24 protein-coding genes are annotated in these 22,500 nt (G+C 73.3%); 17 read left to right on the forward strand and 7 right to left on the reverse strand.

Translation table 11 applies throughout. The features are described 5' to 3' along the window. Positions 1–130: 130 nt before the first annotated feature. Together ACIG47_RS17710 and ACIG47_RS17715 are read right to left on the reverse strand one after the other, a co-directional pair. On the reverse strand, positions 131–697 hold the full coding sequence (locus ACIG47_RS17710) for a YbjN domain-containing protein (protein ID WP_397412905.1): 567 nt from the start codon (positions 695–697) through the stop codon (positions 131–133). Then, positions 694–1,293: a YbjN domain-containing protein gene (locus tag ACIG47_RS17715; RefSeq protein ID WP_397412904.1), complete on the reverse strand. Its 600-nt coding sequence runs from the start codon at positions 1,291–1,293 to the stop codon at positions 694–696. The genes ACIG47_RS17710 and ACIG47_RS17715 overlap by 4 nt, the downstream gene beginning before the upstream one ends. A gap of 114 nt (positions 1,294–1,407) precedes the next feature. Here ACIG47_RS17715 and ACIG47_RS17720 point away from each other — a divergent pair, with 114 nt between their 5' ends. The 3 genes from ACIG47_RS17720 to dapF all read left to right on the forward strand — a co-directional run bounded on the left by ACIG47_RS17720 (position 1,408) and on the right by dapF (position 4,098). After that, a complete protein-coding gene (locus ACIG47_RS17720) occupies positions 1,408–2,046 on the forward strand; it encodes a hypothetical protein (RefSeq protein ID WP_397432319.1) in 639 nt (212 codons plus the stop codon). A gap of 97 nt (positions 2,047–2,143) precedes the next feature. Next, positions 2,144–3,136, forward strand: a complete 993-nt coding sequence (miaA, locus tag ACIG47_RS17725; protein ID WP_397432320.1) for a tRNA (adenosine(37)-N6)-dimethylallyltransferase MiaA — start codon at positions 2,144–2,146, stop codon at positions 3,134–3,136. Continuing rightward, positions 3,133–4,098, forward strand: coding sequence for a diaminopimelate epimerase (gene dapF / locus ACIG47_RS17730; RefSeq protein WP_397432321.1), 966 nt, complete (start codon positions 3,133–3,135; stop codon positions 4,096–4,098). The genes miaA and dapF overlap by 4 nt, the downstream gene beginning before the upstream one ends. Positions 4,099–4,161: 63 nt before the next feature. Here the strand turns inward: dapF and ACIG47_RS17735 are convergent, their stop codons facing one another. Next, positions 4,162–4,761 carry a class I SAM-dependent methyltransferase gene (locus ACIG47_RS17735; RefSeq protein WP_397432322.1) on the reverse strand — a complete coding sequence of 200 codons (600 nt, stop codon included), beginning with the start codon at positions 4,759–4,761 and terminating at the stop codon, positions 4,162–4,164. A 52-nt stretch (positions 4,762–4,813) separates the two neighbouring features. On the opposite strand from ACIG47_RS17735, the gene ACIG47_RS17740 reads away from it, so the two are divergent. The 9 genes from ACIG47_RS17740 to ACIG47_RS17780 all read left to right on the forward strand — a co-directional run bounded on the left by ACIG47_RS17740 (position 4,814) and on the right by ACIG47_RS17780 (position 16,378). Further along, entirely contained in the window at positions 4,814–5,398 is a 585-nt protein-coding gene (locus tag ACIG47_RS17740; RefSeq protein ID WP_397432323.1) for a GNAT family N-acetyltransferase, read from the forward strand. Between the two features lie 114 nt (positions 5,399–5,512). Then, a complete protein-coding gene (gene hflX / locus ACIG47_RS17745) occupies positions 5,513–7,054 on the forward strand; it encodes a GTPase HflX (protein ID WP_397412899.1) in 1,542 nt (513 codons plus the stop codon). Positions 7,055–7,194: 140 nt separating this feature from the next. Beyond that, entirely contained in the window at positions 7,195–8,226 is a 1,032-nt protein-coding gene (locus ACIG47_RS17750; protein WP_397412898.1) for a LacI family DNA-binding transcriptional regulator, read from the forward strand. A gap of 53 nt (positions 8,227–8,279) precedes the next feature. After that, complete coding sequence (locus tag ACIG47_RS17755) at positions 8,280–9,932, forward strand: glycoside hydrolase family 13 protein (RefSeq protein ID WP_397432325.1); 1,653 nt, start codon at positions 8,280–8,282, stop codon at positions 9,930–9,932. 71 nt (positions 9,933–10,003) lie between these two features. Next, the gene (locus tag ACIG47_RS17760) at positions 10,004–11,374 is read left to right on the forward strand and encodes an ABC transporter substrate-binding protein (RefSeq protein WP_397432327.1); all 1,371 of its coding nucleotides are present in this window, start codon (positions 10,004–10,006) and stop codon (positions 11,372–11,374) included. Positions 11,375–11,390: 16 nt separating this feature from the next. Further along, positions 11,391–12,362, forward strand: coding sequence for a carbohydrate ABC transporter permease (locus tag ACIG47_RS17765; protein ID WP_397412895.1), 972 nt, complete (start codon positions 11,391–11,393; stop codon positions 12,360–12,362). A 1-nt stretch (position 12,363) separates the two neighbouring features. Then, complete coding sequence (locus ACIG47_RS17770) at positions 12,364–13,251, forward strand: carbohydrate ABC transporter permease (RefSeq protein WP_397432328.1); 888 nt, start codon at positions 12,364–12,366, stop codon at positions 13,249–13,251. Between the two features lie 22 nt (positions 13,252–13,273). Further along, positions 13,274–15,379 carry an ATP-dependent DNA helicase gene (locus ACIG47_RS17775; RefSeq protein WP_397412893.1) on the forward strand — a complete coding sequence of 702 codons (2,106 nt, stop codon included), beginning with the start codon at positions 13,274–13,276 and terminating at the stop codon, positions 15,377–15,379. 9 nt (positions 15,380–15,388) lie between these two features. Next, entirely contained in the window at positions 15,389–16,378 is a 990-nt protein-coding gene (locus ACIG47_RS17780; protein ID WP_397432329.1) for an L-lactate dehydrogenase, read from the forward strand. A gap of 116 nt (positions 16,379–16,494) precedes the next feature. Here ACIG47_RS17780 and lexA read toward each other — a convergent pair whose 3' ends face one another. Then, on the reverse strand, positions 16,495–17,310 hold the full coding sequence (lexA, locus tag ACIG47_RS17785; RefSeq protein WP_397432331.1) for a transcriptional repressor LexA: 816 nt from the start codon (positions 17,308–17,310) through the stop codon (positions 16,495–16,497). A 191-nt stretch (positions 17,311–17,501) separates the two neighbouring features. Here lexA and ACIG47_RS17790 point away from each other — a divergent pair, with 191 nt between their 5' ends. The 3 genes from ACIG47_RS17790 to ACIG47_RS17800 all read left to right on the forward strand — a co-directional run bounded on the left by ACIG47_RS17790 (position 17,502) and on the right by ACIG47_RS17800 (position 18,848). Continuing rightward, positions 17,502–17,930 carry a LysM peptidoglycan-binding domain-containing protein gene (locus ACIG47_RS17790; RefSeq protein WP_397432332.1) on the forward strand — a complete coding sequence of 143 codons (429 nt, stop codon included), beginning with the start codon at positions 17,502–17,504 and terminating at the stop codon, positions 17,928–17,930. 119 nt (positions 17,931–18,049) lie between these two features. Further along, positions 18,050–18,520, forward strand: a complete 471-nt coding sequence (nrdR, locus tag ACIG47_RS17795) for a transcriptional regulator NrdR (protein ID WP_397412889.1) — start codon at positions 18,050–18,052, stop codon at positions 18,518–18,520. A gap of 115 nt (positions 18,521–18,635) precedes the next feature. Further along, complete coding sequence (locus tag ACIG47_RS17800; RefSeq protein WP_397432334.1) at positions 18,636–18,848, forward strand: DUF5302 domain-containing protein; 213 nt, start codon at positions 18,636–18,638, stop codon at positions 18,846–18,848. A 97-nt stretch (positions 18,849–18,945) separates the two neighbouring features. On the opposite strand, the gene ACIG47_RS17805 is transcribed toward ACIG47_RS17800, so the two are convergent. Further along, a complete protein-coding gene (locus tag ACIG47_RS17805; protein ID WP_397432335.1) occupies positions 18,946–19,728 on the reverse strand; it encodes a hypothetical protein in 783 nt (260 codons plus the stop codon). Between the two features lie 201 nt (positions 19,729–19,929). Between ACIG47_RS17805 and ACIG47_RS17810 the strand changes: the two genes are divergently transcribed. After that, positions 19,930–20,058 carry a hypothetical protein gene (locus tag ACIG47_RS17810; protein ID WP_397432336.1) on the forward strand — a complete coding sequence of 43 codons (129 nt, stop codon included), beginning with the start codon at positions 19,930–19,932 and terminating at the stop codon, positions 20,056–20,058. Positions 20,059–20,066: 8 nt separating this feature from the next. Beyond that, positions 20,067–20,399 carry an L-rhamnose mutarotase gene (locus ACIG47_RS17815; RefSeq protein WP_397432338.1) on the forward strand — a complete coding sequence of 111 codons (333 nt, stop codon included), beginning with the start codon at positions 20,067–20,069 and terminating at the stop codon, positions 20,397–20,399. A gap of 118 nt (positions 20,400–20,517) precedes the next feature. On the opposite strand, the gene ACIG47_RS17820 is transcribed toward ACIG47_RS17815, so the two are convergent. Then, positions 20,518–21,177, reverse strand: a complete 660-nt coding sequence (locus ACIG47_RS17820; protein ID WP_397432340.1) for a response regulator — start codon at positions 21,175–21,177, stop codon at positions 20,518–20,520. Next, complete coding sequence (locus tag ACIG47_RS17825) at positions 21,174–22,385, reverse strand: sensor histidine kinase (protein ID WP_397432341.1); 1,212 nt, start codon at positions 22,383–22,385, stop codon at positions 21,174–21,176. The genes ACIG47_RS17820 and ACIG47_RS17825 overlap by 4 nt, the downstream gene beginning before the upstream one ends. Between the last annotated feature and the right edge of the window lie 115 nt (positions 22,386–22,500).

A 22,500-nucleotide genomic window follows, 5' to 3' on the forward strand; every position in this document is an offset into this window, starting at 1 on the left:
GCGCGGCCGCCGCGCCCCGCCCGCGCCCCCCCCCCCCCTGCAACCGCTCCCCCATGATCTTCCGCCGCGGCCCCCCCCCCCCCCCCCACCGCGCCCCCCCCCCCCCCCCCCCCCGGTTCTGTCCCCGGTTCTACTTCGGGTCGGTGTCCGCGTCGGTGTCCGGCGGCGGGGCCAGCGACGCCACCGTGGAGAAGAACTGGCTCGCCGTCACCAGGCCGCAGGACACCGTCTGCGCGAGCTGCTCCTCCGTGGCGCCGTGCTCGAAGTCGACCGACACCTCGGCGTACAGCGCGAGCCCGCCGCCCTCCTCGCGGGTGTAGACCTTGGGCCAGATGCGCTCTCGGTTCCAGTCGTTCGCCGCCTGCAGCACGGCCAGTCGCGCGGCGGGCGGCAGGGCGCCGGCCCAGCGGCCGCGCACCTGCAGGATCTCGTCGTGCTCGCCCAGCAGCAGGAACCAGAACCGGTTGCCGTCCCAGGTGCCGGTCACGTCGCCGTCGTCGTCGATGCGGAACCGGTAGCCGCGGCGCGAGAGGTCGTCGCCGACGCGCTGCGTGGTCAGCGGGCGCGGCTTGTCCACCTGGACGCCCGCGAGGGTACGGGTCTGCACGCCCTGGCCGCGCCGGGCGGCCGGGGGACGGGGGTTCAGCAGGCGGGCGAGCCAGCGAGCGGCGCCACCACTGTTGCGGGCCGGGCTCATGGCGCCGACCTCAGCGGGTCGGGGAACGTCTCGTCGAGGTGCTCGAAGAACATCGAACCCGTCGTCAGCCCGCACTGCAGGAGCTGGTCGAGCTGGTCCTCGGTGACACCGTGCTCCAGGTCGACGGTGACCTCGGTGTAGACCAGCACGGCCCCGTTGTCCCGGACCCGCACGTACGTCTTGGGCCAGATGCGCTCGGCGTTCCACTCGTTGCACAGCTCGAGGATCTCCTCGAGCCGCTCGATGGTCAGGTCCCGGTGCCACTGCCCGCGGACCTGGAGCACCTCGGAGCTCTCACCCACCATCAGGAAGTAGAAGAGCCAGCCGTGCCAGAGCCCGCCGACGTCACCCTCCGAGTCCACGAAGTAGCTGAACCCGTTGTCGCCCAGCCACTCCACGACACGGTCGCGCGTCAGGGGGCGGGGGATGGCGGACGGGTCGTCCAACCCTCCCGTCAGCTCGCGCAGCAGCACGCCTTCCACCTGCGCCCGCAGCTCGTCGTCGTCAAGTTCCCTGGGCTCGGGCTGGTGCGGGCCGGTGGCCGCGCGGTCGCCGTCGCCCGCCGTGTTCCGGCGTCGTGACCCGAAGAACCTCACCTGACCACAGTACCCGCCAGAGGCCTCCTCCCGCTGCGGGGTTCGTGGGGAAAGGGGGTGGAATCGGCCGGACCACGTCGCGCACCCGTCCCGCACGGCCGTGGAGGCGGCCCGGTGCTACGTTCACAGGTCGTGCACGCCGTCATCCTGCCTGCGACCCCGCTGCTCGTCGCCGGCCTCGTCCCGGGCCTGAGCCCCAACCCGCTCGCGGCGGTACGCGCCGCTGTGGCCGGGGCACTGGCCGAGCTCACCTCGGACGGCCTGCTGCCGCTCGTCGTGGCGCACGGTCCAGCGCTCCGGCGGGGGCGGATGCGGCCCTCCCTGGCGGGTTCCGGCATCGGCGACCGCTGGCTGCCGCCGGGTCCGGGCGGCGCCTCCCGGGCCGACGACGCGCTCCCGCCGGCGGGTACCGGAGCCTCGGTGGCGCTGCTGGCGCTGCGCGACGTGCTGGGCGCCGACGTCGCCGTGGAGACGCTGGAGGTGCCCGCGGCGGCCGACGCGCCGGACGGCGGGACCGCCGAGGCCCTGCGCACGGCCCCCGGCCTGGTCGTCGCGGGAGGGACGGTGCCCGGCGGCACGGCGGGCCGCGCGGCGCCCGGTGGGGGAGCGCCGGGCGACCCGGCGGCGCTCACCCCCGGGCTGCGTACCGCCCTGCGCCTGGCCGGCGCCGACACGTGGACGCCGGCCGTCCGACGCTTCCCGCAGGCGCACGACCACCTGCCGTCCGCGTACGTGCTGACCACCTTCTCGTGACCGCCGTGTCGACCAGCCTCGCGTGAGCACCCTCGCGTGAGCACCGCCTCGCGACCTCGCTGTCGTGACCGGCCGCTGCCGACCGTAGGGTGGCGCCGTGATAGTCGTCGCCGTCGTGGGTCCCACCGCCACCGGGAAGTCGGACCTCGCCCTCGACCTCGCCGAGGCCCTGAGCACCGACCGGGTACCCGCCGAGATCGTCAACGCGGACGCCTACCAGCTCTACCGCGGCATGGACGTCGGCACGGCAAAGGTGCCCCCGGAACAGCGGCGCGGGATCGCCCACCACCAGCTCGACGTGCTGGACCCGGCGCAGGACGCCTCCGTCGCCCGGTACCAGGAGGCGGCACGCGCCGACCTGGACGCGATCGCCGGACGGGGCGCGCGCGCCGTCGTGGTCGGCGGATCGGGGCTGTACGTGCGGGCGCTGCTCGACACGATGGACTTCCCAGGCACCGACGCCGAGGTGCGGGCGCGCCTGGAGGCGCGCGCGGAGGCGGAGGGCCGCCGCACCCTGCATGCCGAGCTGGCCCGGCTGGACCCGCAGGCCGCCGAGAGCATCGGGCCGCACAACACCCGCCGCATCGTGCGGGCGCTGGAGGTCATCGAGATCACCGGCCGCCCCTACACCGCGAACCTGCCGCGGCAGGAGTACGTGCGACCCGCGGTGCAGATCGGGCTGGACTGCTCGCGCGAGGTCCTCGACGCCCGGGTCGCGAGCCGTGTGGAGCGCATGTGGGACGCCGGCCTGGTGGACGAGGTACGCGCCCTGGCCGGCCCGGAGCAGGGCGGCACCGGGCCCGGCCTCGGCGTCACGGCCGCACGCGCCGTCGGGTACGCCGAGGTCCTGGCCTGGTGGCGCGGCGAGTCCACCGAGGCCGAGGCCCGCGAGGCGGTCACCGCCAACACCCGGCGGCTGGCCCGCAAGCAGATGGGCTGGTTCGGGCGCGACCCGCGCGTGCACTGGCTGGACGCCGCCTCGCCCCGCCTCCTGGACGAGGCGCTCGCGATCGTGGCCGACGCCGACGCCGGCACCCTGCCGGGGCCGGTTACGGGCAGCGAGCCCGTGCGCCGTAGCCTGGGCTCATGACGCAGCCCGCGACCAGCCCCGCGCCCTCTGCCCCGACGCCCGGCACGCTCGCCTTCACCAAGGGTCACGGCACCCGGAACGACTTCGTGCTGATCGCGGACGTCGAGGGATCGACCGACCTGAGCCCGGACGACGTCCGGCGCCTGGCCGACCGGCGCGGCGGCATCGGCGGCGACGGCGTCATCCGCCTGGCCCCGACGTCGGCCCTGGCCCGTGCGGGCGAGGAGGCCGCCCAGGCCGCCCTCGCGCAGGACCCGACGGCCGAGTGGTTCATGGACTACCGCAACGCCGACGGCTCCGTGGCCGAGATGTGCGGCAACGGCGTGCGCGTCTTCGCGGCGTTCGCCGAGCAGCAGGGCGTCGCGGACCTGACGGCCGGCCCCCTCAGCGTCGGGACGCGCGCGGGCGTCAAGCGCGTGACCAAGGAGGCGAACGGCTGGTACGCCGTCGACATGGGCCCCTGGTTCCTGCCCGGCGGCGAGTCCGCGGCGGCCGACGGGTACGACGCCGCCGTGGCGGTGCGCGGCTGGAGCGCCCCGCGCCCCGCCCTGAGCGTCGACCTCGGCAACCCGCACACCGTGGTCGCCCTCGCGAGCGTGGACGAGCTCGCCGCGCTCGAGCTCTTCCTCGCGCCCGAGGTGGCGCCCGTGCCGCCGCACGGCACCAACGTCGAGCTCGTGGTGCCGCTCGGCGAGGAGGAGGGGCCGGACGGCGTCGTCGGGCGCCTGCGCATGCGGGTGCATGAGCGCGGGGTGGGCGAGACGCCGTCGTGCGGCACGGGTGCCTGCGCCGCGGCGCTCGCGGTGCGGACCTGGCAGGGCGGGTCCTCGGGTGCCGGTGCGCCCGACACGTGGATCGTCGAGGTGCCGGGCGGTGAGGTGCGGGTGCGGCTGCTGCCGGGGGGCAACGTCGAGCTCGCGGGGCCCGCCGAGCTGGTCTACTCGGGGCGGGTCTCGCTCTGACGTCGGGCGCTGGTGGATAGCTGAGAGGGCTGCTTCACCAGTACGGTCACCCTCCGAGCAGCCTCAGCCCGTCACCCGCAGCACCCGGAAGCCCTTGGACGACGCCGTCCGCTCCACCGGGAGCCCCAGCGTCTCCGTGATCCAGCGGGCCAGGGAGTCCGAGCCCAGGTTCTTCTGCACCACGAGCCACGCCGCCGCGCCCGGGCCGAGCCGGGGCAGCCAGCGCGTCATGAGCTCGTGCAGCACCTGCTTGCCCACGCGGATGGGTGGGTTGGACCAGCAGGCGGCGAACCGCACGTCGTCGGGGACGTCGTCGGGCAGGACGGCCCGCACGTTGGTCAGCCCGAGTCGCTGTGCGTTGCGCCGCACCAGGTCGAGCGCGCGCTCGTTGACGTCGACGGCCCACACCGTGGCCCCAGGTGCCTCCAGCGCCAGCGTGATCGTGATCGGGCCCCAGCCGCAGCCGAGGTCGAGCAGGTCGCCTGCGGCCGGGGGCGCGGGCACGTGCTCCAGCAGCACGGCCGTGCCCTTGTCCACGCCGCCGGGGGAGAAGACACCGGACGCCACCTCGACCTCCAGCTCGCGCCCGGCGAGGCGGACGGTGCGGGTGCGGCGCTCGTCGTCCGAGGCGGGCTGTGCGGTGAAGTAGTGGTCGCTGGACACCGCGCAATCGTAGGCGCTTGCCGGTGGGCGCGAGCGGTGCCAGCCTGCGGGCATGGAGATCGCCGAGGCCACCGTCGACCGGTGGGACGACGTGCAGGCGGTGTTCGGCACGCGCGGCGGGGCGCACCACTGCCAGTGCCAGCGCATCCGGCTGGGCGACCGCGCCTGGTGGTACATGCCCGTCGAGGAACGCACCCACCAGCTCCGCGAGCAGCTCGACGGAGGCCCGGACGCCCCGACGTCCGGCGCCCTGCTCGGATACGTCGACGGCGAGCCGGCGGGCTGGGTCGCGGTGGCGCCCCGCACCCAGTTCGTCCGCTACCGCGGCAGCCAGGTCCCGTGGGCGGGACGGCACGAGGACAAGGACGACGCCGGGGTCTGGGCGGTCACGTGCTTCGCCGTCCGCGCCGGTATGCGCGGGCGGGGCCTGATGTACCCGCTGGCGGCCGCCGCCGTCGAGCACGCGCGCGAGCGCGGCGCCCGGGCCGTGGAGGGGTACCCGATCGTGCCGCAGCCCGGGCAGCAGGTCTCCTGGGGTGAGGTCAACGTCGGGACGCCGGGTCCGTTCGCGAGGGCCGGGCTGGCCGAGGTGAGCCGGCCGACGAAGCGCCGCCGGGTGATGCGGCTCGACCTCTGACCGGCCCTGTTCGCGCAGAGCGGTGCACGAGGCCCGGAAAGACATGGCCGCGGGACTTTCGGGCGTGGGATCCTTGTTGTACGAGTGCAAGAACCATCGAGAGTTAGGTAGTACATGACCCACACCCCGACAGAGCCCGAGCTCCCCGCAGAGGAGACGCCCGAACTCCGCGAGTCCCAGGCAGACGCCCAGGCGATCGCGAACGATGTCGTGGCACGGGTTCTCGCTCGGGCGGGGACCGCACGTGCCGACGGCGACACGGTGCACACCGTGGCCGACGGCGACCAGCTGGACCTCGAGGAGCGCACCGCGCTGCGCCGCGTGGCCGGCCTGTCGACCGAGCTCGAGGACGTCACCGAGGTCGAGTACCGGCAGCTGCGCCTGGAGAAGGTGGTGCTCGTCGGCCTGTTCTCGGGTGGCGAGCACGCGGCCCGAGACGCGGAGATCTCGCTGCGCGAGCTCGCGGCGCTGGCCGAGACGGCCGGCTCCCAGGTGCTGGACGGCCTGCTGCAGCGCCGGCAGAAGCCCGACCCCGGCACGTACCTCGGTTCCGGCAAGGCCCTGGAGCTGGCGCAGGTCGTCCTCGCGACCGGCGCGGACACCGTGATCGTCGACAGCGAGCTCGCCCCGTCCCAACGCCGTGCGCTGGAGGACGTGGTCAAGGTCAAGGTCGTCGACCGCACCGCGCTGATCCTGGACATCTTCGCCCAGCACGCCAAGTCCCGAGAGGGCAAGGCCCAGGTCGAGCTCGCGCAGCTCGAGTACCTCCTGCCGCGCCTGCGCGGCTGGGGCGAGTCGATGTCCCGCCAGGCCGGTGGCCAGGTGGGCGGCGCGGGCGCCGGCATGGGCTCGCGTGGTCCCGGTGAGACCAAGATCGAGCTGGACCGGCGGCGCATCCGTGACCGGATGGCCAAGCTGCGGCGCGAGATCGCCGCGATGAAGCCGGCCCGCGAGACCAAGCGGCTGAGCCGCAAGCGCAACGCGATCCCCGCGGTGGCGATCGCCGGCTACACCAACGCCGGCAAGTCGTCCCTGCTGAACGCGCTGACCGGTGCCGGTGTGCTGGTGCAGAACGCGCTGTTCGCGACGCTGGACCCGACAGTCCGGCGCACCCGGACCGAGGACGGCCGCGTCTACACGTTCACCGACACCGTCGGGTTCGTGCGGCACCTGCCGCACCAGCTGGTGGAGGCGTTCCGGTCCACGCTGGAGGAGGTCGGCGACGCCGACATCCTGCTGCACGTGGTCGACGCGTCCCACCCGGACCCCGAGGGGCAGATCGCGGCCGTCCGCGAGGTGCTGTCCGAGATCCCGGCGTTCGAGGACGTCCACGAGATCGTGGTGCTGAACAAGGCGGACGTCGCCGACCCGACGGTCGTCGGCCGCATCCAGCGCCGCGAGCGGCACACCGCCGTCGTCTCCGCGCACTCCGGTGAGGGCATCGCCGAGCTGCGCGCGCGGATCGCGGCCGAGCTGCCGCGCCCGGGCGTCCAGGTCGACCTGGTGGTCCCGTACGACCGGGGCGACCTGGTGCACCGCGTGCACGAGCACGGTGACATCGAGCTCACCGAGCACGTGGCGGCGGGGACGCACCTGCGCGGCCGTGTGGACGAGCAGCTCGCCACGGAGCTGCGGCAGGTCGCCGTCCTGTCCTGACCCGCCCCACGTCTCGGACGCCCAGGTCGCCCACGGTGACCTGGGCGTCCGACGTCTTCGACGACATGGTCACGCAAGTCGCTTGCGCAGTTCTGCAAGTCACGCAAGCGGTTTGCGTTGATCGCGGCTAGGATCGACGCATGTCGAGACGGTTGTCGGATGTGGCGAAGAAGGTCGGCGTGAGCGAGGCGACGGTCAGTCGCGTGCTCAACGGCAAGCCCGGGGTGTCCCAGGGCACCCGGGACGCCGTGCTCACGGCGCTGGACGTGCTGGGGTACGAACGGCCCACCAAGCTGCGGGGGAGCCGCGGCAAGCTGGTGGGGCTGGTGCTGCCCGAGCTCGTGAACCCGATCTTCCCCGCGTTCGCCGAGGTGATCGGCGGTGCGCTGGCCCAGCAGGGGTACACCCCCGTGCTGTGCACCCGTACCGCGGGCGGCATCACGGAGGCCGAGTACATCGACCTGCTCCTGGCGCAGCAGGTCTCGGGCGTCATCTTCGCGGGCGGGTTCTACGCCGAGCGACAGGCCGACCACGCCCACTACCGCCGCCTGGAGGAGCTCGGCCTGCCCGTGGTGCTCATCAACGCGGCCATCGAGGACCTCGCGTTCCCGAGCGTGGCGTGCGACGACCTGGTCGCCGTCGAGCAGGCGCTGGGCCACGTGGTCTCGCTGGGGCACGAGCGGATCGCGCTGCTCCTGGGCCCTGCGGACCACGTGCCGTCGGAGCGCAAGCTGGCGGCGGCCCGGCGGTTCGCGCAGCGCCACGGCCTGGAGCTGGACCCGGACCTGGTGGCCCACTCGCAGTACTCCCTGGAGAGCGGCCAGGCCGCGGCGAACCGGCTCGTGGAGCGGGGCGCCACCGCCATCGTCTGCGCGAGCGACCCGCTGGCGCTGGGTGCCATCCGGGCGGTGCGCCGCGTGGGGCTGTCCTGCCCGGCGGACGTCTCCGTGGTCGGCTTCGACGACTCCGCGCTGATGAACTCCACCGACCCTGCGCTGACCACGGTGCGGCAGCCGATCGAGCCCATGGGCCGGGCCGCTGTCGACCTGCTGGCGGCGTTGGTGGACGGCAGCGACGTGCCGCGGGACGAGCTGCTCTTCGAGCCGGAGCTCGTCGTCCGGGCGTCGACGGCGGCCGCGCACGAGCGGGCGAAGTCTGTCGCAAAACGATAAACCTTCTGTCGAGTTCTTGCGCGGTCGTTGTCACGTGATTTACGGTTCACGGCATGACGACGACGTCCGGCGCGCCCGAACCGCGCGCAGCAGCAGGCGACTGGTGGCGCAGCGCCGTGATCTACCAGATCTACCCCCGCAGCTTCGCCGACGGGAACGGTGACGGCACCGGGGACCTCGCCGGTGTCCGCTCCCGGCTCGGGTACCTGCGCGACCTGGGCGTGGACGCCGTCTGGTACACGCCCTGGTACGCCTCCCCGCTGGCCGACGGCGGGTACGACGTGCGCGACTACCGGACGATCGACCCGGCCTTCGGCACGCTCCAGGACGCCGAGGCGCTGATCGCCGAGGCCCGCGAGCTGGGCATCCGGACCATCGTCGACGTGGTGCCCAACCACGTCTCCGCCGAGCACGAGTGGTTCCGTGCGGCGCTGGCGGCGGCCCCCGGCTCGCCGGAGCGCGAGAGGTTCTGGTTCCACGACGGCAAGGGACCCGGCGGGGACCAGATGCCGACCCGCTGGGTCTCGAGCTTCCAGGGCGACACCTGGACCCGCACGACCAACCCCGACGGCACGCCCGGCCAGTGGTACCTGCACCTGTTCACCCCCGAGCAGCCCGACGTGAACTGGAACCACCCCGACGTGCGGCAGGAGCACGAGGACGTGCTGCGGTTCTGGTTCGACCGCGGCGCGGCCGGCATCCGCATCGACTCGGCGGCGCTCATCGTCAAGGACCCGGCACTGCCCGAGGTGCCCGCCACGCCCGGCCCGGGGGAGCACCCGCACCTGGACCGCGACGAGATCCACGACGTCTACCGCGGCTGGCGCCGCGTCGCCGACGAGTACGCGGAGCCTCGCGTGCTGGTGGGCGAGGTGTGGCTCGCGGACCACGAGCGCTTCGCGCAGTACCTGCGCCCGGACGAGATGCACACGGCGTTCAACTTCGACTTCATGGCCCGCCCCTGGGACGCGAAGGAGCTGCGGGAGTCGATCCGGACCACCCTGGAGGCGCACGCGCCCGTCGGGGCGCCCGCCACGTGGGTGCTGTCCAACCACGACGTCACCCGGCCCGTGACCCGGTACGGCCGCGAGGACTCGTCCTTCGACTTCGCCGCCAAGCGCTTCGGCACGCCGTCCGACCTGGACCTCGGTACCCGCCGGGCACGGGCGGCCGCGCTGCTGGTCGCCGCGCTGCCGGGCGCCCTGTACGTCTACCAGGGCGACGAGCTCGGGCTGCCCGAGGCGGACGTGCCGCGCGAGCTGATCCAGGACCCGATGCACTTCCGGTCCGAGGGCGTGGACCCGGGCCGGGACGGCTGCCGCGTACCGCTGCCGTGGACCCGCACGGGCCCCAGCCTCGGGTTCGGCCCCGACGGCGGAGCCGCGCCGTGGCTGCCCCAGCCCGGCGACTGGGCCGGCCGGTCCGTCGAGGCGCAGGCCGGCGACCCCGGCTCGATGCTCTCCCTCTACCGCCGGGCGCTGCACCTGCGGCGCGACCTCCCGGCGCTGCACACCGAGCCTCTCGCCTGGCTCGACCTCGGCGACGACGTGCTCGCCTTCACGCGCGGCGCCGGCTTCGCCTGCGTCGTCAACCTCGGGGCGGATCCCGTCCCGCTGCCCGACGGCGCGACGGTGCTGCTGTCGAGCGGCCCGGCGGACGGCGTCGTCGGGCCGGACGTCGCCGTCTGGCTGCGCCCGGCGCCCTGAACCCGTTCCTTCCCCAGACCCCCCTTCCCCGACGTGCCGCGTCCCCTGCGGCACCAGACCAAGGAGTGACAATGAAGTCAGCACGAAAGCGCGCGGCGTTCGCCCTCGGCGTCCTGTCCGTGGCCGGCACCCTCACGGCCTGCGGGTCGCAGTCCGAGGCATCGGACGACCCGACGGGCCCGGTGACCATCGAGGTCTCCATCGACGCCGGCCTGGAGCAGGCGGCCATCGACGCGTTCGACGAGCGCATCGCCCAGTTCGAGGAGGCCAACCCGGACATCCAGGTGGAGACCAAGGAGTTCACCTGGTCGGGCACCACGTTCGCGGCCGAGCTCGCGGGCGGCACCCTGCCGGACGTCTTCCCGATCCCGTTCACCGACGGTCGAGCCCTCATCGAGGCGGGTCAGATCGCCGACGTCAGCGACCTGGTGGCCGAGCTGCCGTACGCGGACCAGTTCAACCCCACCATCGCCGCGGCCGGCCAGGACGCCGACGGCGGCATGTGGGCGGTGCCGATCGCCGCCTACAACCAGGGCCTGCACTACAACCGCCGGCTCTTCGAGGAGGCCGGGCTCGACCCCGACAACCCGCCCACCACGTGGGACGAGGTGCGGGAGGCCGCCAAGAAGATCGCGGACGAGACCGGCCAGGCCGGCTACGCCCACATGACGCAGAGCAACACCGGCGGCTGGATCCTCACCACCGAGACGTACGCGCTCGGCGGCCGCGTGGTCGAGGGGGAGGGCGACGAGGCCACGGCCACCGTGGACAACGACGCCACCGTCGCGGCCCTGGAGATGCTGCGGGACATGCGCTGGGAGGACAACTCCATGGGGTCGTCGTTCCTGTACGACTGGAGCACCATCAACCAGGACTTCGCCGCGGGCAAGATCGGCATGTACGTCTCGGGCGGCGCCAACTACCCCAACCTGTTCACGCAGAACCAGATGGACCCCGAGGAGTACGGCGTCACCGTGCTGCCCCTGGAGGGCGACGATGCCGGCACGCTCGGCGGCGGCACGCTCGCCGCGGTGAGCTCCGCGGCGTCCGAGGCCGAGCAGGCCGCGGCCGTGAAGTGGATCGACTTCTACTACATCTCCAAGCTGACCGACCAGGACGCCGCCGTGGCCGAGGCCGAGGTGGCCGCCGAGACCGACCAGCCCGTCGGTGCCCCCGCCCTGCCGATCTTCGACCGCGAGACCTACGAGGAGCAGCAGAGCTGGATCAAGGACCTGGTCAACGTGCCCCTGGAGAACTTCGCGCCCATGACGGAGCAGATGTTCGACCAGCCGGTCATCCCGGAGCCCGCCGTCGCGACCCAGGAGGTCTACGCGGCGCTCGACCCGGTGGTCCAGGCGGTGCTCACCGACGAGAACGCGGACATCGACGCGCTGCTCGCCGACGCCCAGGTGCAGGTCCAGAACCTGCTCGACCGCGCCTGAGACTGCGACGACCCAGATGACCACCCTGTCCAGCCCTCTGCGGGCGACGACGGCGGACACCCCGCCGTCGTCGCCCCGGCCCGGCCGGCGCGTCCGCCGCACGCCCCGGGACTGGCTGCGCGACGGCGGCCTGAGCACCCTGGTCATCGCCCTGCCGATGATCCTCGTGTTCGGCGTCTTCTCCTGGTTCCCGATCGGCCGCGCGCTGGTCATGAGCTTCCAGCAGACCAACCTCGTCACCGCGCCCGAGTTCGTGGGCCTGGAGAACTTCGTGTTCGTGCTCTCCGACCCGCTGCTGGGCAAGGCCGTGGCCAACACGCTCTGGTTCGCGCTGCTCGCGCTCGTGTTCGGCTACCCGGTGCCCCTGGCCGCCGCGGTGCTGATGAGCGAGGTCCGGCGGATGCGCGGCCTGTACTCGGCGCTGGCCTACCTGCCCGTGGTGGTGCCGCCCGTGGTGGCCGTGCTGCTGTGGAAGTTCTTCTACGACGCCTCGCCCACCGGGGTGTTCAACACCGTCGCGGGCTGGTTCGGCCTCGGGCCCTACCCGTGGCTGCAGGACGCCGGGACGGCCATGCCGTCGCTGGTCCTGGAGGCCACCTGGGCGGCCGCCGGAGGCACCGTCATCATCTACCTCGCCGCGCTGGTCGGCGTGCGCACCGAGCTCTACGAGGCGGCCGAGGTGGACGGCGCCGGCGTGTGGCGCAAGGTCTGGCACGTCACGCTGCCGCAGCTGCGCGGCGTCCTGTTCATCACGCTGATCCTCCAGGTGATCGGCACGTCCCAGGTGTTCCTGGAGCCGTTCCTGTTCACCGGCGGCGGTCCCAACAACGCCACCCTCACCGTCCTCATGCTGATCTACGACTACGCGTTCGGCAGCAGCCTCGGCGGCAACTACGGCGCTGCGACCGCCCTGAGCCTCATGCTCGCGGCCGTCCTGGCCGTGCTGTCGGCGGTCTACTTCCGCGTGACCCGACCCTGGAGCTCCTGAGATGGCAGTCGAGACCGAACGCGGCATCATCTCCGCCCACGACCGGCGACGGCCGAGCGTGCGGGCCACCCTCGGCGTGCTGCAGGGCGGCCTGCTGGCAGCGCTGCTGGTCGTGGGGCTCGGACCCATCCTGTGGCTCGCCAAGGCTGCCGTCACCCCCACGCAGGACACGCTGCGCGACCCGCTCGGGCTCTTCCCGAACGGGATCGACTGGGCCAACCTCGCCACCGCGTGGACCCGGGCCGAGATCGACCACTACTTCGCCAACACGCTGATCCTGGCGGTGGGGGCCTGGTTCTTCCAGCTCCTGGTGGCCACCACGGGTGGCTACGTCCTGTCGGTGCTGCGCCCGCGCTACGGCAACGTCATCCTGGGGCTCGTCCTGGCCACCCTGTTCGTGCCGTCCGTGGTGCTGCTCGTGCCGCTGTACCTGACCATCCTCGACGTGCCGCTCGTGCACGTCAGCCTGCTCAACACGTTCTGGGCGGTCTGGCTGCCCATGGGGGCCAGCGCGTTCAACGTGCTGCTGGTCAAACGGTTCTTCGACGGCCTGCCGCGTGAGGTCTTCGAGGCCGCCCGCGTGGACGGCGCCGGGCCGTTCCGGCTGCTGTGGAGCATCGTGCTGCCGATGTCGCGGCCCATCCTCGGCGTGGTCTCGGTGTTCGCCGTCATCGCGGCGTGGAAGGACTACCTCTGGCCCCTGCTCGTGCTGCCCGACCCGGGCAACCAGCCGCTGTCCGTGCGGCTGCCCGCCATCGCGCCCTACCTGGAGCTCGACGTGTTCCTGGCGGCGCTCGCGATCTCGACGGTGCTGCCCGTCGCGCTGTTCCTGGCGTTCCAGCGGCTGTTCCTCAGCGGTGCCGGGCTGGGGGGCGCCGTGAAGGGGTGAGCCTGTGGACGAGGCGGGGTGGATGTCACCGCCCCCGCCTAGGATCGAGTGCGTGACCAGCCTTCCCGACGCACCCGCCGACAGTACCGCCACGCAGGACGTGCCCGACGTCGAGGAGCTCCTCGATCTCGCGGTCGGGGAGCTCGGCGGCGGGCGCAGAGAAGGGCAGCACCGCATGGCGGTCGCGGTCGGCGAGGCGATCGAGAAGGGTGAGCACCTGCTGGTCCAGGCGGGTACCGGAACGGGCAAGTCGCTCGGCTACCTGGTGCCCGCCGTACGGCACGCCGTGGCGGCGCAGAGCAAGGTCATCGTCTCCACGGCCACCCTCGCGCTCCAGCGGCAGGTCATCACGCGTGACCTGCCGCTCGTGGCGAAAGCGGTGGCACCGCTGCTGCCGCGCGAGCCGCGCATCGCGCTGCTCAAGGGGTGGCACAACTACCTGTGCGTGCACAAGGTGGGCGGCGGCTACCCCGCCGACGAGCCGACGCTGTTCGACCTGCCGGGCGGGGAGGAGCATCCCCGGGCGGAGGACGCACCGGGCGGTCAGGCACCCCGTGGCCGGCGCCGGGACGACGGCGCCACGCTCGCCGACCACGTGCGGCGCCTGCACGAGTGGGCGGGCGAGACCGACACCGGCGACCGCGACGACCTCGTGCCCGGCGTGCCGGACCGGGCCTGGCGCCAGGTGTCCGTCACGGCCATGGAGTGCCTGGGCGGCAAGTGCCCCATGCTCGCCGAGTGCTTTCCCGACAAGGCGCGCGCCGCGGCCCGGGAGGCGGACGTGGTGGTCACCAACCACGCGATGCTCGGCATCGCGGCCACCGGCAGCCCGGGAGTGCTCCCGGAGCACGACGTGGTCGTGGTCGACGAGGCGCACGAGCTCACCGACCGCGTCACCTCGTCCGCCACGGTGGACCTGTCCATGGCGTCGGTCGAGAACGCGGCGCGGCTCGCCCGCCGCAACGCCGGGACCAGCACCGAGGCCCTGGACAAGGCCGCACAGGATCTCGGCACGCTCCTGGTGACGGCACCCGCCGAACGCTTCCCCCAGGGTCTGCCGGACGACCTGCGCACGGCGGTGGCCGCGGTGCGCGACGCCGCGCGCGAGGTGCTGAGCGCCCTCAAACCGGACGCCGCGGGCGCCAAGGGCAAGGACGCCGGCCAGCCCGATCCCGGCCTGAAGATGGCGCAGGGCGCCATGCTCCAGCTGTTCGAGACGGCCGAGCGGATGGCCGCCCAGGACACGACGTCCGACGTCCTGTGGTGCTCGCGCCCGGACAACGGCTGGGGCGGCTTCGGCGACAACGTGACCCGCCTGCACGCTGCCCCGCTGCACGTGGCGGGCCTGATCCGTACCCACCTGCTGGGGGAGTCGACCGGCGTGTTCACGTCGGCCACCCTGGCCCTGGGCGGCACGTTCGACGCGGTGGCCGGCACGCTCGGGCTCAAGGGCGAGGACGCGCCGCCGTGGCACGGGTTCGATGCGGGCAGCCCGTTCGACTACCCGCGGCAGGGCATCCTGTACATCGCCCGGCACCTGCCGGCGCCGGGCCGGGAACCCACCACGGAGGCGCAGCTCGACGAGATCGCGGAGCTCATCACGGCGGCGGGGGGTCGCACGCTCGGTCTGTTCTCGTCGCGGCGCGCGGCGAACGCGGCGGCGGAGGCGATGCGGGAGCGGCTCGACGTGCCGATCCTGGCGCAGGGGGACGACCAGCTGCCCACGCTGGTGCGCGAGTTCGCGCAGGACCCGGCGACGTGCCTGTTCGGCACGCTGTCCCTGTGGCAGGGCGTCGACGTGCCGGGCCCGTCGTGCCAGCTCGTGCTCATCGACCGCATCCCGTTCCCGCGCCCCGACGACCCGGTCAAGGCGGCCCGCGCCCGCGCCGTGGAGCAGGCGGGCGGCAACGGGTTCATGGCGGTCTCGGCCCAGCATGCGGCGCTGCTGCTCGCGCAGGGTGCGGGGCGCCTCGTACGGAGCACGGAGGACCGGGGCGTGGTGGCGGTGCTCGACCCGCGGCTCGCCACCGCGCGCTACGCGTCGTTCCTCACCCGGTCGATGCCCGGGTTCTGGCCCACGACCGATCCGGCGCTCGTCCGCGCCGCGCTGGCCAGGCTGGACACCTAACCTAGGCGCATGGCAGCCATCTCGGACGTCCCAGCCGACCGAACCCCCGCAGCCCGGACCACGAAGCTCGCGATCGTCGGGGCGGGGGCGGTCGGCTCCACACTGGCCTTCGCCGCGCTCACCCGTGGCTCGGCGCGCACCATCGCGCTGCACGACGTGAACCGGGCCAAGGTCGAGGCCGAGGTGCTCGACCTGCGGCACGGGCTCATGTTCACCTCCCAGGCCCACGTGATCGGCTCGGACGACGTGGCCGTCTGCGCGGACGCGGACGTCGTGGTCGTCACGGCCGGGGCGAAGCAGAAGCCGGGGCAGACCCGGCTCGACCTCGCCGAGGGAACGATCGGCCTGATGCGCCAGATCCTGCCGCCACTGGTGGAGGTCGCGCCCGACGCGACCTACCTGATGGTGACCAACCCCGTGGACGTGGTCACGTACGCGGCACTCCAGATCTCGGGACTGCCCCGCGAGCAGATGTTCGGCAGCGGCACCGTGCTCGACTCGTCGCGGCTGCGGGCGGGGCTCGCCGAACGCTGCGGGGTGGCGGTCGCCAACGTGCACGCGTACATCGCGGGGGAGCACGGAGACTCGGAGATCGCGCTGTGGAGCTCCGCCTCGATCGGCGGGGTACCGCTGCTGGAGTGGGAGCCCCTGGCCGGCCACCCGCCGCTGGACGCCGCGGTGCGGGCCGAGGTGCACCGTGAGGTCGTGGACTCGGCCTACCGGATCATCGCGGGCAAGGGTGCCACCAACTACGCCGTCGGCCTCGCAGCCACCCGGATCATCGAGGCGGTGCTCAAGGACGAGGGCCGGATCATGCCGGTGTCGTCCCTGCTGGACGACTACCACGGGATCGGCGACGTGTGCCTGTCGGTTCCCTCGCTCGTGGACCGCCGCGGGGTCGCGGGCACGGTGCGCGTGCCGCTGTCGGACGAGGAGCTGACGGGACTGCGGGCGTCCGCCGAGAGCGTGCGCGGGGTGCTGCGGCGCTTCGGGTTCTGAGCCTGGCCGCGCACCGCCGGTGATGGCGGAGCGCCCGCCCGCGACCCGGTGGCTTCGACCGCGGGGGTCGAACCGGTCGGATCGCGGACGGGCGCTCTGCGCTCCGCCGCGGGCGCCTAGAGGCTGCGCAGCACCGCGACGACGCGGCCCAGGATCTGCGCCTCGTCACCCGGGATGGGCTCGTAGGCCGGGTTCTGCGGCAGCAGGAACACGTGGCCGCCGGCCTGCTTGAACGTCTTGACCGTGGCCTCACCGTCGATCATGGCGGCGACGATCTCGCCCTGCTCGGCCACGTTCTGCCGACGCACCACGACCCAGTCCCCGTCGCAGATCGCGGCGTCGACCATCGAGTCGCCCGCGACCTTGAGGAGGAACAGCTCACCGTCGCCCACGAGCTGGCGGGGGAGCGGGAAGACGTCCTCGACGACCTGCTCGGCGAGGATCGGGCCACCGGCCGCGATGCGGCCGACGAGCGGCACGTACGACGGCGGCGGGGTGCCGGCGTCGTCCGGCACCGAGCTGCCCCAGTGGATCTGGCCGCTGCGCCGCGGCTCGGGCCAGTGGATCTCCCCGCGCGAGGGCTTGTCCACCTGCTCGGCGAGCGGCTCGACGAGCTCCATGGCGCGCGGCCGGTTGGGGTCGCGGCGCAGGAAGCCCTTCTTCTCCAGCATCTGGAGCTGGTGCTTGACGCTGGACGGGCTCGCGAGGCCGACGGCCTCACCGATCTCACGCATCGACGGCGGGTAGCCGCGCGTCTCGAAGGACTGCCGGATCGTGTCGAGCACGAGGCGCTGGCGCTCGGTGAGGCGGTCTGTCGGCGAGATCGCGTGCACGTCGGCGACCGCCTCGTCGCCCGGCGCGTCCAGCGTGGCGACGCCGGAGAGCGCCGTGTCGACGGCTCTCGTGTCGCTGGTCTCGTCCCGTCCCGTCATACCCGTGCCCCTCCCGTTCCGACAAATGTTCTCCTCTGCGGGACCCACTCTAGGTCACAAAGCGGCTCGGCTCAAACGAATGTTCGAGCGTGTCTCGACACGGCCGGTGTCTCGTGCTACACAATGGTACGTGCGTTCGACGAACGCGTGTATGGCGGACAGAGGTTCGACTCGCTCTTCGAGGAGGGGCCATGGGGGACGTGATCCCGTTGCGGCAGTACACCCCGGCGTACACCGAGACCTACGCGCCGGTGCGGCCGATCGGGCCGGTCGTGGTCCGGCCCCACGCGCAGGCGCCGTCGCGCACGGTCGCGGAGCGGCTCGGCCTGGCCGGGCTGCGGATCACGCGGCGCGGCCGCGTGGTGCTCGTGCTGCTGGCCATGCTGCTCGTGGCGCCGATGGCCACCTGGGGTGCCACGGCGGTGGCCAGCGCGCCGGGTGAACCCGTCGAGGTGCGGGTGCACGCGGTCCAGCCGGGGGAGACCCTCTGGGGATACGCGCAGGAGGTGGTCCGGCCGGGCGAGGACGTCCGGGACGCGGTGGCTCGGCTCCAGGAGCTGAACGAGATGTCGTCCGGTAGCGTCCGGGTGGGTCAGCTCCTTCTTCTTCCCGAGGAGTGACCCGGGGACACGGTTCGCCGTCAAATGTTGCGGCGATGTTGCATGGCGGTGGTTTGCCCGCTTACGGTCGGGGCGCGACCGGAGGTCTCCGGTCCGTGGTCGACCACGCAGGAGTGAGCATGCACTGCCCGTTCTGTCGCCACGCTGACTCGCGCGTGGTGGACTCACGGACCGCCGACGACGGCCTGTCGATCAGGCGCCGGCGGCAGTGCCCGAACTGCAACCGGCGGTTCACGACGGTCGAGACCGCCAGCCTGTCGGTGGTGAAGCGGTCGGGGGCCACCGAGCCCTTCAGCCGCGACAAGGTGGCGGCGGGCGTGCGCAAGGCCTGCCAGGGCCGTCCCGTCAGCGACGACGACCTCGCGATCCTGGCCCAGCGCGTCGAGGAGACCCTGCGGAGCAACGGCAGCGCGGAGATCGACGCCTACGAGGTGGGCCTCGCCATCCTCGGGCCGCTGCGCGAGCTCGACGAGGTGGCGTACCTCCGGTTCGCGAGCGTCTACCAGTCCTTCGACTCGCTGGAGGACTTCGAGAGCGCCATCACGTCGCTGCGCGCCGAGCGCGCGGAACGGACGGCCGCGCAGGCCTGAGCCGGCTGCGGCCTGCGTCGTGAAATGCGCTGGCACCTGGGCTGGGTGTGGTGCAGGCTGGGGCCGGACGACGGACCCGATCGAGGGACCCCCGAAACTCAAGGAGGTGATCGGTGTGACGGACGAGAAGCCCACTGCCGACCAGGCGCAGGAGCCCACGACCCCGACCGCGCCGAGCTCGGACGCGAAGGCGCGCTTCAAGGAAGCGCTCGACCGCAAGAACGCGGCCCGGCAGCGTACGTCGGCGGGTGACGTGAACACAGGCGCGGTGCACGGGTCGGAGACGACCGGTCCCGTGCAGAAGATGTTCCGGCGCAAGAGCGGCTGAGACGAGGTGGCGGGGGCCGCTGATCTGGTCAACGACCAGGTCGGCGGCCTTTGTCGTACCCGGGCAGGACCGCGCGGACGACGATGCAACGGAGACGTCACGGAAGCCGTCGCGTGGGGGCTGACGGCTGTCCACGAGTGCCGGCCGAGGCGTGGTCGGTGCCGCCGCCGGACCCGGCCGCCGACGTGCCGGGCGCACCTCGGTCGCCAGGCTCTCGCCCGGCCTCCCGGGCAGCCTCGTGCGTCGTGCCGGGAACGAAGAGCGACCCTGCGACGCCTGCGGTGAGCGACGCGAAGGTGACGGCCATCAGCACCCCGGCCAGCACGTAGAGGGCAGCGACCACCGCGACCGGGCTGTGTTCGTCGATGAACGGAGACGGGGCAAAGGTCCAGAGGATCGCGACCGACCATGCGCCGGCATTCACGGGAACCCAGCGGAGTGTGCCTGGTCGTGCCGGCACCAGCCACTGCGCGGCAGGGATGGCGACGAGCAGCACGACCCCGCCGAACCCGAGAGCGATCAACGTGACCGGTTCGCCGAGGTCGACGCCGACCGTGCTCGGCGTCATCCCGAGCAACCACGCGAGTGCCGCCGCAAGTGCCGTGGCGCCGATCCATCGCCCTGCGGCAGGGCGCCGCGCGCGCATCCCGAGGTACTGCCCGCTCGCGAGCGCTGCACCCTCCAGGGCCCCACCGACCATCGCGAGAGCCAGCCTGCCCGCACCGTCGATCCCGGCGACGGTGCCGAGGATCGCCAGGGATGCGGCGAGCGTGAAACCGACGCCTTCGCCCACGGAGACCGCCAGGATCCACCGGTGGCGATAGTGTCGATCCGGCCGGCGTCGGTTCGCGCCGACGGCATTGCGCGCGCTGCCGTGCATGACCACCCTCCTACTGCCCGGCACCAGCACACCAGCCGGCCGGCCCCGGGTGGCAGAGCCGATCGTCCGGCCGATCCACTGCCTTGGTCCGTCCTGTTCGGGACGAAGGTCGGGCGAGCCAGGGTCGCCCACCCTGCCCGCACGGGCCGGCCTGGCCGAGAGGCTGCGGAACGTGCGCAGCCCGACCCCACGGCCGCCGGCGTGACGACGGTCGAGCTGCCCGCGCCGGCGCTCGCTACCCTCCTGTCGGTGGCACCCGTGCCGCTGATCTTCCTGTTCCCACGACGATTCCCGGTGGCGGGCGTGACCGCCGCCGGGACGAAGGAGTGACCGCCGAGATGGCTGTGGAGAGACACGGGCTCGTCGTCGACGTCGTCCCGGAGAAGCGCGAGGAGTACCTGCGCCTGCACGCCGCCGTGTGGCCGCAGGTCGAGGCGACGCTCCAGGCCTGCAACGTGCACAACTACACGATCTTCGTGCTGGAGAACACGCTGTTCGCCTACTACGAGTACACCGGTGAGGACCACGAGGCGGACATGGCCCGGATCGCGCAGGACCCGGTGACCCAGGAGTGGTGGACGCACACCGACCCGTGCCAGACGCCGTTCGGCACCGGTGCGGCCCCCGGCGACCGGTGGCGGGAGATGCAGGAGGTGTGGCACCTGCCATGACGCGCCACCTCGTCGGTGCCCACCTGCACCTGTGGCCCTCTGGCGGGACCTGGCGGCGCGGGGTCTCGCCGACGAGCGGGCCCTCGGCGCCCGAGCCGGCGGTGCGCCGGCCGGGAGCTCAGCCCGTGAGGCCGTGCCGGTGGGCGTAGGCGACGGCGTGCACCCGGTCGCGCAGGCCGAGCTTGGTCAGGATGCGTGAGACGTGCGTCTTGACGGTCTCCTCGCCGACGTAGAGCCGGGCAGCGATCTCCGCGTTGCTGTGCGCGGCGGCCACCAGGTGCAGCACCTCGCGCTCGCGCGGCGTCAGCCGTGCCACCTCGGGTGGCACCTGCGCCGGAGCGATGCCGGCGGCGAACCGGGCGATGAGGCGCTGGGTGACGGACGGGTCGATCAGGGCGTCCCCGCGGGAGGCGACACGGATCGCGGAGATCAGCTCCTCCGGGGGGAGGCTCTTGAGCAGGAAGCCGCTCGCGCCGGCGGTCAGCGCCCGGTACACGTACTCGTCGCTGTCATGAGTGGTCAGCACCAGCACCTTGGTGCGGTTCGCGGGGTCGGCCACGATCAGCCTCGTGGCGTCCAGCCCGTCCAGCTTCGGCATCCGGATGTCCAGCACGGCGACGTCGGGCCGGATGCGGGCGATCTCGGCGACCGCCGCCCGGCCGTCGGCGGCCTCGCCCACGCACTCCAGGTCGGGCTGGGTCTCGATGATGGCCCGCATGCCCGAGCGCAGCATGGCGTGGTCGTCGGCGAGGAACACTCGCAGGGCGGCGGCAGTCACGTCCGTCCCGCCTCCAGGCCGGCGCCGGCCCGGGGCTGCGGCCCCGGGTCCTCGGTCAGGGGGAAGACCGCCGTGGTGCGCCAGGTCGTGCCGTCGGGCCGCAGCCCGTGCTCGGCGCGGCCGCCGAACACGCCGACGCGCTGGCGGATCCCGGCCAGGCCCCGTCCGGAACCGGAGCCCGCAGGGCGGGCGTCGGCCCCCACCCGGTTGTCGGCGACGACCGCGAGCCCGGCGTCACCGTAGGTCAGGGTCACCTCGACCCCGGAGGCGTCGCCGTGCCGGAGCGCGTTCGTCAGCATCTCCTGCACCACCCGGTACAGGGCCACGTCGAGCGACTGCGGGATCTCGCGGGGCGACCCCAGGACGTGCAGCGCGGCCGGCATCCCGGCCTTGCGGACCCCGTCGAACAGCTCCTCCAGGTTGTCCAGGCCCGGCTGGCGGGCGCCGTCGGGCAGCGTGCCGTGCAGCACGTCCAGCAGGTGGCGCAGGTCGACCATCGCCGCCCTGCTCGAGGTCTCCACGGACCGCAGCCCCTCCAGCGCCGTCGGGACCGCGCCCGACGCGCCGGCCGTCGCCGCGCTCAACCGCAGACGTACCGCCCCGGCGTGCATCGAGATCGCGGACACGTGGTGCACGATCACGTCGTGCAGGTCGCGGGCGATCGCGCTGCGCTCCTCCGCGACCGCCGCCCGCACCGCCTCCTGGGCGTCCCGACGCTCGCGCTCCTCCTGCTGCTCCAGCGTGGCCAGGTAGGCACGCCGGGCCGAGGTGTAGCGGCCGACGAGCCACGGCAGCACGGCCACCTTGATCAGCTCGACGACGGACGCCGCGTCCACGGAGCTCCCGGTGAGCAGCCCCGTGGCGACGGTGCAGGAGGCCAGCGCCAGCAGCGCCCCGACGGCGGGCAGGCCACGCAGCCAGGCACCGGCCCGGTAGCCGGCGACCAGCATGCCGCCGTCGTCCCCGGGGTTCACGCCCGAGGCCATGGTCGCGACCACCCAGAACACCGAGTGCAGGGCCGCGACCCACCCCGAGTACCGGGCGGGCGTCGCGAGGGTCGCGTCCACGAGGAGCACGGCGACGATCAGCACGACGCCACCGCCGCCGCCCAGGCCGCCGTTCAGCAGCGTGTCCGCGCCGTCGACGACCATGCACAGGCCCGCGACGACCCAGGTCTGCCACTGCAGCGACTCACGTGTGGTGCGCATGGTCCTCCCTCCCCGGCAGCGATCATCCCCCATGGCGGCGCGCGTGACGTCCCCCCGTCCGGTGGCCCCGGGTCCCTCCTGCGGGGGACGAGAACTACCGGCCGGGGGGACGAAC

Source organism: Promicromonospora sp. NPDC052451 (assembly GCF_044547525.1).
GTDB lineage: Bacteria > Actinomycetota > Actinomycetes > Actinomycetales > Cellulomonadaceae > Promicromonospora.